The organism is Chitinophaga arvensicola (assembly GCF_900110835.1).
Taxonomy (GTDB): domain Bacteria; phylum Bacteroidota; class Bacteroidia; order Chitinophagales; family Chitinophagaceae; genus Chitinophaga; species Chitinophaga arvensicola.
The window spans coordinates 3,266,258-3,279,655 of record NZ_FOJG01000002.1 but is presented as its reverse complement, the minus strand read 5'-3'; the positions used below and the strand labels follow the sequence as shown (position 1 = coordinate 3,279,655).

Below are 13,398 nucleotides of genomic sequence, written 5' to 3'. Positions count from 1 at the left end.
AAAATCAGAAAAGCGGATGACCGCCTACTTTTCGCCACTCGCCACAAACCCTTCCTCCTTTCCGCTTTCTGCGTTATATTTATTCTGCATTAATACCGCAGTACTATGAAAACACGTACCCTGGCTTTATTACCGGCACTGTTGATTCAAATGGCCTGTGCAGGCAGTCACTCCAAAAATAATGATCCGGAGCCTCCGGTGACAGGGACGCCTAAAGCGAAGCTGCAACTGGTAACTGATGCGTTTATATCTCCCGTAAACATGGCCGTTCCCGGTGATGGTTCCGGCAGGTTGTTCTTCTGTCAGAAAGAAGGGAAAGTATGGGTAGTACAACAAAACAAACTGCTCCCGGCGCCCTTCCTGGATGTGAGCAGGGACATGATCGCCGTAAACCCGGGCTACGACGAACGGGGACTGCTGGGAATGGCCTTCCATCCTGAGTTTAAAACCAATCATAAGTTTTATGTTTATTACAGCTCGCCTTCTTCCAAAAGTGGCTTTAACCATAAAAGCCGTTTAGTGGAATTCACGGTATCTGCAGCTAATCCCAATCTCGCAGATCCTGCTTCCAAAAGAATCATCCTGGAAGTAGATGAGCCGGAATCCAATCACAATGGCGGTCAGCTTCAGTTTGGCCCCGATGGTTACCTGTATGTAGGCCTGGGCGATGGCGGCGGTGGGGGAGATAAACATGGGCTTATCGGTAACGGGCAGGATCTCAATACTTTACTGGGTAAAATACTCCGGATAAATGTCAATGGTACACCCTATTCCATCCCGCCGGATAATCCCTTTGCAGGCCAACCGGACGCCAGGCCGGAAATATGGGCCTATGGCCTCCGCAATCCCTGGCGCTTTTCCTTCGACCGGAACACGAAGCTGCTTTTTGCCGGCGATGTAGGACAGGACAAGTATGAGGAGGTGGATATCATCACTAAAGGAGGCAACTATGGCTGGCGTATCCTGGAGGGCAACCACGATTATAACGTGCCCGCTTCGGCCGATAAATCCACATTGATTGCACCCATCCACGAATACGCCCACGATCTGGGGATAAGTATCACCGGTGGCTATGTATACCGTGGAAACGCCATCCCGGCGCTGAAAGGACTATATGTTTTCGGAGACTACAACGGTAAAAGCTTTGTGCTGCGGCCCAGTGGCCAGCAATGGAACCGGGAGACACTGGAACTGAGCGGCCGGCCAGCCGATAATATGCAGATACTCAGTTGGGGAGAGGATGAAGAAGGGGAGCTGTACATGCTCACCAGCACCTCCGGTAACACCGGTTTCAAAGGAGCCGTGTACAAGCTGGTAAAAGAATAGCACTTCTCAACATTCCGGGGGCTTTAACCGTTTATGTAAAGGTGCTTTATGGCAACACCGCCACTGCAGCATCTTACACGACCAGACCCGTACTGCGGCAAGCCGGAAAAGCAGGCTTTTTCAGCCACATATCTCGCCCAGCGCCCGTTTGGCCCAATTTTTTGTTAAAAGGAAATAAATTGCACGACCGACGGGTGATTTTATTTTATATTTGATTTGACAACGTTTAAGTTCAATTGAGATACATATGAGACTGAAAGTGATTATACCGGTTGTGCTGCTTAGCATCTCCGCAGGCGTGTTAGCTTTTAATAAGCTGGGACATAACGACGATCCTCCAGGTCGTTATGAGGTGATCATGAACCTCGTAGGGCAGATGCTGAAAGAAGGGCATTATCAACCGAGGGCCATAGACGATAAATTCTCCGTAGAAGTTTTCAATAAATACCTGCGCAGCCTGGATACAGAAAAGAAATTTTTCCTGAAATCTGACGTGGATAAACTGATGCCCCTGTCCGTTCATATCGACGATGAACTGAAAGGCGCCCCGATCGATTGTTTCCGCAGCATCAATACGCTGATCAAACAACGCGTGGCAGAAGCCGCAGCCATCTATCCCGATATCCTCTCCAAACCTTTTGATTTCACCGTAGATGAAAAGGTAACACTGGATCCGGATAAAGTGGATTATCCCGCAGACGAAAATGCCCGTAAAGAAGCATGGCGCAAAGTATTGAAATACCGTACCCTGGAAAAACTCACCGACCTCCAGGAAATGCGCGAAAAAGATAAAGGAAAAGACAGCGTAAAAGTTAAAACCGATGTGGAACTGGAAGCAGAAGCCCGCACCAAAGTAAAACAGCTGTACGACCGTTATTTTGAAAGATTGAAAAACAGGCAGAACGACAACGACCGCTTCAACCTTTATGTAAATGCCATCACCACCACCATGGATCCGCATACCGACTACTTCCCGCCGGATGAAAAACGCGCGTTCGAAGAACAGATGGCCGGTAAATTCTTTGGTATCGGAGCTCAGCTGAAAGAAGAAGGCGATAAGATCAGGGTGGTAAGCATCGTTACCGGTAGTCCGAGCTGGAAACAGGGACAACTGAAAGCAAACGATGTGATCCAGAAAGTAGCACAAGGCAACACCGAACCCGTTGATATTACCGGTTACCCCGTAGAAGATGCGGTGAAACTGATTCGCGGTAAAAAAGGTACGCCTGTAAAACTGACGGTAAAAAGCGTAGATGGTACTACTAAAGATATTACCATCATCCGTGATGAAATTGTAACAGAAGAAACTTTCGCAAAATCTGCTATCATCAACGGACAACATAAGATCGGCTACATCTATCTGCCTGAATTTTATGCGGACTTCAACGATCGTAACGGCGCCCGCAGTGCGGAAGACGTAGCGAAAGAAGTTGCGAAGCTGAAAGCAGAAAATGTAGAAGGCATTATCCTGGATCTCCGCTTCAATGGTGGTGGTTCCCTCCAGGATGTAGTGCAGATGGCTGGTTTGTTTATTCCGGAAGGCCCCGTAGTACAGGTACGCTCCAGGGGCGGTGATGCAGTAGTACTGCGCGACCGCGATAAGAACGTACAATACGATGGTCCGCTGGCAATCATGGTAAATGAGTACAGCGCTTCTGCTTCTGAAATCATGGCCGCAGCCATGCAGGATTACAAACGTGCTGTGATCATCGGTAGCACCCAAACTTTTGGTAAAGGTACCGTACAGCGTCTCTTCAACCTGGATGATTTCTATCCGGTGAAAGATGGTGGCAGCCTCGGCGCCCTGAAACTTACCCAGCAGAAATTCTATCGCGCTAACGGCGGTTCTACCCAGCTGAAAGGCGTGGCTTCAGATATCGTGTTACCGGATCCATACTATGAAGTAGCCGAACGTAAAGATTCCGATGCACTGGCATGGGATGAAATACCACGTGCGGCCTTCACCGCCTGGTACAACCCGGTAAATACCGAATCCCTGAAGAAGAACAGCGAAAAGAGAATGGCTTCCAGCCCGGCTTTCAAATTGCTCAACGAAAACCTGAACACGTTGAAAAAGCTGGAAAAACAGGAAACTTATTCCCTGAACCTGCAAACGTATAAAACAGAACAAAAAACCAATACTGCTGCATTGAAGAAATATGATGCAGTGAACGATAAGGTAAAAGAACTCAGCATCGTGAACATCAAATCTGATGTAGACAAATTTGGCGGTGATTCGTCCAAGATTGCCCGTAACAAGGACTGGATCAGGATCAGAACCAAAGACATCTACCTCGACGAAGCAGTGAATGTAATGAACGACCTGATCGTACAGTCATTACCGAAAATGCAACGTAAGAACCAGTAAGGAATCGCCTCCGGCGATTGCCCTTCTCAGGATTAAACCGGATCCTGGTTTGATGTTAAAAGACTTTGGGAGATAGAAGCATTCGCTTCTATCTCCTTTTTTTGTGACCCCTCTTATAAAGAATAGTTGATAGAATGATCTCAAAAAGAAAAGGGAGATAAAAGCATTCGCTTCTATCTCCCTGAATATTAAACACCAGATGGTGGGAAAATCATTATAGGCAACATCAGTTTAATCCTGCCCCAAGACAAGCGCCGGAGACGCTATTCCTTATCTTTATTCACTACTTCCAGTGCTTTCTTCACCATCGGATCTTCTGCATTGATGGCCTCATAGAAACCTTCCGTTCTGTACAGCTGACGCGCCAGCATGGCTTTAAGCCTGGTGCGTATTTCTGTTTCATCGCGGGGACTCAGGTGATCCAGACCTGGTACACTGTCTTTCTTCGCATACACCTTGAAGTCGCTGATCAGTTCACTGGTAGGCTGGAAGGATTTGGTGAAATCTTCCGCATTCTTATAAGATTTGAACGCGTCCCTGTGAGTGGTATAGTACTGATACGCAAAGTTGCTGAACGTATTGCGGGTATAAATAGCCGTTAAGGTAGGAGTGAAACGGGAGGTATCGAACGGAATGAAAATATCCGGTGTAATACCGCCGCCACCATATACCGGACGGCCTGCAGCCGTTTTGTAAAGCACCGTATCGGTGATTTTGATACTGTCTTTGTTCACCATTTCGCCGTGGTGGTAACGTTCCATGATGTCATCATCATAGTCGTCGTGACCTTTGCCATATGGTTTCTGGATGCTTCTGCCGGAAGGAATATAATAGCGGGCCACCGTGAGGCGCAGGGCGCCACCGTTGTCCAGGTCGTATTGTTCCTGCACCAGGCCTTTACCAAAGGTGCGGCGGCCTATAATGGTACCACGGTCCCAGTCCTGGATAGCACCTGCCAGGATTTCGCTGGCGGAGGCAGATCCTTCATCGGTCAGTACAGCGAGGGAACCTCTTTCAAAAAGGCCCGGGCGCTTGGTTTTATAATCAGTGCGTGGGAAATCTTTTCCTTTGGTATAAACGATCAGCTTCTGGTCTTCCAGCAGTTCATCGGCAATGCGGGTAGCAGCATCAAGATAACCGCCCGGGTTCTGACGGAGATCAATGATCAGTTTCTTCATCCCCTTTTTATCCAGTTCGCGGATGGCTTTCATAAACTCATCGTAGGTGGTGGCAGAGAACTTGCTGATTTTGATATAGCCTACGCCGGGTTCCACAATGTAGCTGGCATCTACACTATATAATGGAATCACCCCTCTTTTAATAGGGATGGTGATCTGTTTCTGGTTTCTTAATACAAGTGTGTTGACAGTAGAGCCAGCCGGACCTCTGAGTAATTTGCGGATTCTTTCCGGGGTAATGCTGTTGCCGGCTACGAGGCTGTCGTTTACTTTCAGGATCTTATCACCGGTTTGTACGCCAGCGGATTCTGAGGGGCCGCCGCTGAGTACACTCACTACATTCACGGTATCTGCGGTGATATTGAATTCTACGCCAATGCCCTCAAAATTACCTTCCATGTCTTCATTTACCCGTTGCAGTTCAGAAGGGGGTATATATATGGAGTGAGGATCCAGGTGAGTCAGTAAACCTTCTATTGCTTCCTGTTGTAAATCATCTGTATTGAGAGAATCTACGTATTTCGCTTTGATCAGGTCCATTACCTCCTGTAGCGGGCCTCTGTTGGGTTTGGTAAAAAATACAGTCGCTCCTCCATTGTTCGATCCAGGCATTTTATGTCCGAGGAACATTCCCAGGGCTAATACAACTGCAAAGAGAAGAGGTAAAAAAACATTCAACTTCCTGTTAGACATAATCAGATTATTATCCCGCTAATTTATATGACCAATCTTTGTTTCCATGTAGCATAAGCACCTGGCGGAAAGCAATCTGCTGCATACATGTATCATCATCATCTAAACTTAAAGCGGTCATTTGTTTTTATGAACCCCTTTTGTTTAAATTGTGACAAAAATAGCATAAATCGGGTGCAAACTTTTAGGATTCTTTAATTTCATAAATAACCGGATATGAGTGCTGGAATAAAGTTGATTGCAGACAGCGGATCTACAAAGACAGAATGGGGCTTACTTGGCGCGGGTGAGCCGCTGATCCTGAAAACACAGGGGGTAAGTCCGTACTTTCAATCTGCGGAGCAGATAAAAGCAATTCTGGAAAAGGAACTGGCGCCGCAGTTACCGCCCGGCAGTCATGTAACGGAAGTCTATTTTTATGGAACAGGGCTGTCGCAGCCAAAGAACCTGCAGCTCGTGTCCGACGCCATCCAGGCAGTATGGCCGGGTGTAACGTATGATGTACAGCACGACCTGATGGGCGCTGCCCGTTCGCTGTGCGGCCGCCAGGAAGGTGTAGTGAGTATCCTGGGTACAGGCTCCAACTCCTGTTACTACGATGGGAAAGAGATTGTAAAGAACAATCCCGGTCTGGGTTTCATCCTGGGTGACGAAGGCAGTGGCGCTTATCTTGGCCGGAAGGTGCTGCAGTATTACCTTTACAATAGTTTTGATGAAGACCTGCATTCCCGCTTCGAGTATAAGTACCATACCAATAAAGACGAGATCCTGGAAAGCGTGTACCGGAAGCCGTTAGCCAACCGCTACCTGGCAGGGTTTACCGAGTTTTTGTCGGAGAACCGGGAACATTATATGATTCAGAACATCCTGGAAGATGGACTGAACGACTTCTTCTTTAACCACATTTATAAATACCGGGAGAGCTGGACCACCGCCCTGCATTTTACCGGCGGGGTCGCCTGGCACTTCCGCGACATCCTCAGTGAGCTGTGTGAATTATATGAACTGCCCATGGGCAGAGTGTTAAGAACACCAATGGAAGGCTTGCTGGAATATCATCGCTAAACTTTTTAACCATCAGATATGTCATTTGTAAAAGTAACGGAACAGGCTTCTCACTATCGTCATCTGGAAAAGATGAGTGTGCCGGAGTTGCTGGCGAATATGAATAAAGAAGATCAGACCGTTCCGTTGGCAGTGGAAAAAGCGATTCCGCAGATAGAGAAACTGGTGACCGCCGTGGCAGACAAAATGCTGGCGGGCGGCCGTTTGTTTTATATAGGTGCAGGTACCAGCGGCCGTTTAGGTGTGGTGGATGCCTCTGAATGTCCACCTACTTTCGGTGTGCCGCAGGGATTGGTAGTAGGATTGATCGCCGGTGGCGACACCGCTATACGTAAAGCGGTGGAGTTTGCGGAAGACAGCCCTACACAGGGATGGAAGGATCTGCAGGCTTATGACATTACCGATAAAGATGTAGTAGTAGGCATTGCGGCAAGCGGTACTACTCCTTATGTTATTGGCGCCCTGAATGAATGCCGTAAACACGGTATTGTAACAGGGAGCATCAGTTGTAACCCGGATACGCCGGTGTCTGCGGCAGCCGACTTCCCTGTGGAGGTGGTAGTGGGCCCCGAGTTTGTAACGGGCAGCACGAGGCTGAAAAGCGGCACTGCACAGAAGTTGGTACTGAACATGCTCTCCACCGCCGTGATGATTCAACTGGGCAGGGTAGAAGATAATAAGATGGTGAATATGCAGCTCAGCAATGAAAAGCTGGTAGACCGCGGCGTTAAAATGCTGATGGAACAGCTGTCGCTCACCGATTATGAACAGGCACAACAACTGCTGTTAAAGGCCGGCAGCGTAAAAAAAGCGGTAGACGATTTTGAAAAAAAATGATTTAACCAGCACTTTGAAGGAATAACCAGGTATGCATAACATAGAGCCATATTACAACTGGCGGCATTTGTACACCGCCGAAGAAGATGAATACTCTCCTTTTTATGGTAGAGAATACAGTGAGTTTGAATATTCCAATTCGGTGTATAACTATTATATACATCCGCAATGGGATGAATTTGGCTCACGCAATCTGTACATGAAGATCCTTTTTACGGATTACCAGTTCAATTTTGTTATTATAGAACTATTAGGCGAATGGAACGATGCCATTGATAATGACATCATGACCATGAAGCGTAATATTATTGATACACTCATTGCACAGGGCATCACAAAATTTATTCTGATCACAGAAAATGTGATGAACTTCCATTCCTCAGATGATTGTTACTATGAAGAATGGTGGGAGGATATCCGCGATGATGGCGGCTGGATCGTGAGTCTGAACATGCCCGTACAAACGCGCGAAGAATTTGAAAGAGCACGTTTACATTATTATGTCCACCTGCTGGATGATGATAAATGGCGAACATATCAGCCTTTACATCTGTTTAATATGATAGATAATATCATGTTGAAACGGCTGGAATAATATTAATTTTCATTACAAAATGAAAGATATCATGCGTGAATTAGTGATTGTCAATGTGTAATGCATTAATTTACTCACGTATGTATACTAAAACCTGATAAATATCATTTGGTTTTTATTTTTCCTGCGTTAAATTTGCCCGACATTTCGAACATCTTTTTATACTAGGAAGCTTAGAATTTTACTTATGAAGTGGTCACAGTTCTTTAATACCTCTATCGGTAAGAAGTTATTGGTAGGTGCTACCGGCTTGTTTCTTTGCAGTTTTGTTATTGTGCATTTGGCAGGAAATTTCCAGCTGTTGTACAACGACGAAGGCAAGGCCTTTAACGCATACGCTGCGTTTATGGGACACAACAGCCTGATTCAGTTTATTGCCTGGGGGCTGAAAATTGTGATTCTGCTGCACGCATTCATTGCGCTCCAGCTCACATTCAGCAACAGGGCAGCCCGTCCGGTGAAATACGCCGTGAATCCGGGTAATCAGACATCTTCCTGGTTCAGTCGTCAGATGGCCATTATGGGAAGTATCCTCCTTATCTTCATTGTTATCCACCTGGCTAACTTCTGGGGAAAATTCCACTACACGGAAATGCCTACCCGCACTTACGAAGGTAGCATTGAGCCATTGAAAGATTTATACGCCCTGTCGTATGAAACCTTTAAAAACGCATGGCTGGTGGCATTGTATGTGATCGGTATGATCGGACTGTCTTTCCACCTGATCCACGGCTTCAAAAGCGCCTGTCAGACCTTTGGTTTAAATCATAAAAAATACAACGGCCTGCTCAGCTTCATTGGCGTTTGGGTGTTTGGAATAGCGATCCCTGTTGGTTTTGCTATCATTCCCGTTGTAATCTATTTCAAATAATTCTGTAAAGTAAGGATATATGTTTGACGCAAAAATTCCTGCCGGACAATTAAATTCCAAATGGGAAGACTATAAAGGACATTGTAAGCTGGTGAACCCTGCCAATAAGCGTAATCTGGAAGTGATTATCATTGGTACTGGTCTGGCTGGTGCTTCAGCAGCTGCTTCGTTAGGTGAGTTGGGATATAAAGTAAAAGCATTCTGCTTTCAGGATAGTCCGCGCCGTGCACACAGTATCGCCGCTCAGGGTGGTATCAACGCGGCCAAGAATTATCAGAATGACGGTGACTCTGTTTTCCGTTTATTCTACGACACAGTAAAAGGTGGTGACTACCGCGCCCGTGAAGCCAACGTACACCGTCTGGCGGAAGTGAGTGGTAATATTATAGATCAGTGCGTGGCACAGGGTGTTCCTTTTGCACGTGAATACGGTGGACTGTTAAGTAACCGCTCTTTCGGTGGTACACAGGTACAGCGTACTTTTTATGCCGCCGGTCAAACAGGCCAGCAGCTGCTCCTCGGTGCTTACTCCGCACTGGAGCGTCAGGTAGCATTGGGTAATGTGAAAATGTACAACCGCCATGAAATGCTCGACATCGTAAAGATCGATGGCAAAGCACGCGGTATCATTGCACGCGACCTCATCACCGGTGAACTGGAGCGTCATTTCGGGCATGCCGTACTGATCTGCAGCGGTGGTTATGGTAACGTATTCTTCCTCTCTACCAACGCAATGGGTTCTAACGTAACTGCCGCCTGGAAAGCTACCAAGAATGGTGCTTACTTCGCAAACCCTTGCTTCACACAGATTCACCCTACCTGTATCCCGGTTTCCGGTGATCACCAGTCGAAACTGACCCTCATGTCAGAATCACTGCGTAACGATGGTCGTATCTGGGTGCCTAAAAAACAAAACGATACCCGTAAAGCCAGCGAAATCCCTGAAGAAGAAAGGGATTACTACCTGGAAAGAAGATATCCTGCCTTCGGTAACCTCGTTCCACGTGACGTCGCTTCCCGTGCAGCAAAAGAAAGATGCGATGCCGGCTATGGCGTAGGTACTTCCAAACAGGCAGTATACCTCGACTTCGCCGCAGCGATCGAACGCTATGGTAATATTGAAGTTGGTAAACGCCAGCTTTCCAATATTTCCAAAGAAGAAATCATTAAACTGGGTAAGGAAGTAGTAGCCGAGAAATATGGTAACCTGTTCGACATGTACGCCAAGATCACCGGTGAAAACCCTTACGAACTGCCAATGCGTATCTACCCTGCGGTACACTATACCATGGGTGGTCTCTGGGTAGATTACGAACTGGGTACTACCGTTCCTGGTTTATACTCCCTGGGTGAAGCCAACTTCTCTGATCACGGTGCTAACCGTCTGGGTGCTTCCGCACTGATGCAGGGGCTGGCCGATGGTTACTTCGTGATTCCTTACACTGTAGGTAACTACCTGGCAGATGAGATCCGCACCAAGGCTATTCCTACTGACCATCCTGCTTTCGTGGAAGCAGAAAATAAAGTGAAAGCCACTATCGACAAGTTCATGAGCATCAAAGGCACCAAATCCGTTGATTTCTTCCATAAAAAGCTCGGAAAGATCATGTGGGATAAATGCGGTATGGCGCGTAATGAAAAGGGCCTGAAAGAAGCGATTGAGGAAATCAAGGCGCTGCGTGCAGAGTTCTGGAAAGATGTACGTGTACCGGGTACTGCCAATGAATTCAATCCTGAACTGGAAAAAGCCGGTCGTGTGGCCGACTTCCTGGAACTGGGTGAACTCATGTGTATCGATGCGCTCGACCGTCGCGAATCCTGTGGTGGTCACTTCCGCGAAGAATCACAGACAGACGAAGGGGAAGCACAACGTGATGATGTGAACTTCAGCTATGTTTCTGCATGGGAATACAAAGGCGAAGGCCAGTACGAACTGCACAAAGAACCGCTGGAATTCGTAGAATGTAAACCTACTCAGCGTAGCTACAAATAATGGTTATTGGTTGGCTGCATAACGGCCGGCCAGGATTATAAATCAAATAATTGTCCAAGGTATATGGAACATTATAACATGAACCTCACATTAAAAGTGTGGAGGCAGAAAAACAAAAACGATCAGGGTAGATTTGAAACTTTACAGGCTAAAAATATTTCTTCGGAAATGTCTTTCCTGGAAATGTTTGATGTGGTGAATGAAGAACTGATCAACGATGGCAAGGAACCAGTAGCTTTTGACCACGACTGCCGCGAAGGTATCTGCGGTATGTGTTCTATGCATATCAATGGCCGCGCACACGGTCCATGGGATGGTACTACCACCTGTCAGCTGCACATGCGCGCTTTCAAGGATGGCGATACCATTACTGTAGAACCGTGGAGAGCCGGTGCATTTCCGGTAGTAAAAGATCTGACAGTAGACAGATCTGCTTTCGACCGCATCATTGAAGCAGGTGGTTATATTTCCGTGAACACAGGTAATGCACAGGATGCAAACTGTTTACCGGTAGATAAAACCAATGCAGACCTGGCTTTTGCTGCGGCTGCGTGTATCGGTTGCGGCGCCTGCGTAGCAGCCTGTAAGAACTCTTCTGCCATGCTGTTCGTATCTGCTAAAGTTTCCCAGCTGGCATTGCTGCCACAGGGCCATCCTGAAAAACAATCCCGCGCCCTCAACATGGTGGCACAGATGGATAAGGAAGGTTTTGGTAGCTGTACCAACACCGGCGCCTGCGAAGCAGAATGCCCGAAAGAAATTTCCCTCACCAATATCGCCCGCCTCAACCGCGAGTTTATTGGCGCAGGTTTTTCTTCTGAGAAATAACATCAGACTCATTGCGCTGATAGCGCACAATTTATATAGGGAGATAGGAATGGAGTATCCATTCTTATCTCCCTTTCTTTTTTCGTTTGCAGGAAATAGCGAAAATCTCCCACTCATCCCGCCGACTTTATCTTTCTAATTTTTTTTACTATCATGTGTTTTTTCCACGCCACCCTTAAACAGCGAACACAATGTCAGATCAATCACGTAGAAAATTTATCAAATACCTGGGCGGTACTGCTGCCCTTCTCGGCGTAGGCAGCTTAGCCGTTACCGCTTCTGAAACTGAGCATGTAGAAATATTACAACCCGAAAAAAGAGTAACCCCGAACGATAAAATCCGCATTGCCTGCGTAGGTATGGGGATCATGGGATTTGGCGATGTAGACACCGCCATTAAAGTACCCGGCGTAGAACTGGTGGGCGCCGCCGACCTCTACACCGGCCACCTGGCTAAAGTGAAGGAAGTATATGGTTCGCACGTGTTTACCACCCGCGATTACCGCGAATTATTAAAACGTAAGGATATTGACGCCATCATTGTAGCTACGCCCGACCACTGGCACGATACCATTGCTATTGCAGCCATGGAAGCCGGTAAAGCGGTGTACTGCGAGAAACCGATGGTGCAGCAGATAGAAGAAGGACACCGGGTAATTGAGGCACAAAAGCGCACCAAGGCGGTATTCCAGGTGGGTAGCCAGCGCGTGAGCAGCGTGGCACTCGCGGAGGCGCGTAAGCGTTACCAGGCCGGTGAAATTGGTCAGCTGAATGTAGTAGAGGCCCGGATGGACCGTCACAGTGCCCTCGGCGCCTGGCAGTATTCCATTCCTCCCGATGCTTCCCCCGCTACCGTGGATTTTGATACTTTCCTGAAAGACACCGCCAAAATGCCTTTCGATCCGGTGCGCTTCTTCCGCTGGCGCAATTACCGCGCCTATGGTACCGGTATCCCCGGCGATCTGTTTGTACACCTCATCTCCGGGCTGCACTTTATTACCGGTTCCCTGGGGCCTACCTCCATTTATGCCAGCGGCAACCTGGTGCAGTGGAAAGATGGCCGCGATGTACCCGATGTGGTAGTCGCTATTTTTGACTACCCGGAAACCAAAGAGCATCCTGCTTTCCAGATGACCCTCCGCGTGAATTTTGCTGATGGCGGCGGCGGTGGTGAATATACCCGTCTCATTGGTACGGAAGGCGTACTGGAATTGGGTTGGAACGATTTCAAAATTAAAAAGCATAAACTGCCGGAAGCTCCCGGTTACGGCGGCTGGGATACTTACAATACCTTCACAAAAGAACAAAAGGACCTGTATGTGAAGAATTACAACGCCAAATATCCTGCGGATAAAAGAAATGCGATCGAAACATCCAGCGCCTATGCCGCGCCAAAAGGATACGACGATCGCCTGGAACATTTCACCAACTTCTTTGAATCCATGCGCACCGGAAAGCCCGTGGTGGAAGATGCCGTATTTGGTCTTCGCGCAGCCGGCCCCGCCCTGGTTACCAATGAAAGCTATTTCAGCAAAAAACTCATCAACTGGGATCCGGTGAATATGAAAATAGTGTAAGGAGAATTCGTAATTTGTAGTGCTTTAATGTAAAAACCGTACTATTTAAATCTATCTCCTATGTTTA

At 47.4% G+C, this 13,398-nt stretch carries 10 protein-coding genes; 9 read left to right on the top strand and 1 reads right to left on the bottom strand.

Annotated features, from left to right (window positions below):
* The first annotated feature begins 105 nt into the window (after positions 1-105).
* Entirely contained in the window at positions 106-1,326 is a 1,221-nt protein-coding gene (locus BMW79_RS30240) for a PQQ-dependent sugar dehydrogenase (RefSeq protein WP_218150480.1), read from the top strand.
* Between the two features lie 247 nt (positions 1,327-1,573).
* On the top strand, positions 1,574-3,694 hold the full coding sequence (locus BMW79_RS30235) for a carboxy terminal-processing peptidase (protein ID WP_089902330.1): 2,121 nt from the start codon (positions 1,574-1,576) through the stop codon (positions 3,692-3,694).
* A gap of 263 nt (positions 3,695-3,957) precedes the next feature.
* Here BMW79_RS30235 and BMW79_RS30230 read toward each other — a convergent pair whose 3' ends face one another.
* Complete coding sequence (locus BMW79_RS30230; protein WP_245752738.1) at positions 3,958-5,565, bottom strand: S41 family peptidase; 1,608 nt, start codon at positions 5,563-5,565, stop codon at positions 3,958-3,960.
* A 216-nt stretch (positions 5,566-5,781) separates the two neighbouring features.
* On the opposite strand from BMW79_RS30230, the gene BMW79_RS30225 reads away from it, so the two are divergent.
* The 7 genes from BMW79_RS30225 to BMW79_RS30195 all read left to right on the top strand — a co-directional run bounded on the left by BMW79_RS30225 (position 5,782) and on the right by BMW79_RS30195 (position 13,331).
* A complete protein-coding gene (locus BMW79_RS30225) occupies positions 5,782-6,630 on the top strand; it encodes a BadF/BadG/BcrA/BcrD ATPase family protein (RefSeq protein WP_089902324.1) in 849 nt (282 codons plus the stop codon).
* Between the two features lie 18 nt (positions 6,631-6,648).
* Positions 6,649-7,467 carry an N-acetylmuramic acid 6-phosphate etherase gene (gene murQ / locus BMW79_RS30220; protein WP_089902320.1) on the top strand — a complete coding sequence of 273 codons (819 nt, stop codon included), beginning with the start codon at positions 6,649-6,651 and terminating at the stop codon, positions 7,465-7,467.
* A gap of 31 nt (positions 7,468-7,498) precedes the next feature.
* Entirely contained in the window at positions 7,499-8,062 is a 564-nt protein-coding gene (locus BMW79_RS30215) for a hypothetical protein (protein WP_089902317.1), read from the top strand.
* Between the two features lie 187 nt (positions 8,063-8,249).
* Positions 8,250-8,933, top strand: coding sequence for a succinate dehydrogenase cytochrome b subunit (locus BMW79_RS30210; RefSeq protein ID WP_089902315.1), 684 nt, complete (start codon positions 8,250-8,252; stop codon positions 8,931-8,933).
* A gap of 19 nt (positions 8,934-8,952) precedes the next feature.
* A complete protein-coding gene (locus tag BMW79_RS30205; RefSeq protein WP_089902312.1) occupies positions 8,953-10,926 on the top strand; it encodes a fumarate reductase/succinate dehydrogenase flavoprotein subunit in 1,974 nt (657 codons plus the stop codon).
* Positions 10,927-10,989: 63 nt separating this feature from the next.
* A complete protein-coding gene (locus tag BMW79_RS30200; protein WP_089902305.1) occupies positions 10,990-11,754 on the top strand; it encodes a succinate dehydrogenase/fumarate reductase iron-sulfur subunit in 765 nt (254 codons plus the stop codon).
* Positions 11,755-11,945: 191 nt separating this feature from the next.
* Positions 11,946-13,331 (top strand): Gfo/Idh/MocA family protein, encoded by a 1,386-nt coding sequence (locus BMW79_RS30195; protein WP_089902302.1) that lies wholly within the window; start codon positions 11,946-11,948, stop codon positions 13,329-13,331.
* Positions 13,332-13,398 lie beyond the last annotated feature (67 nt).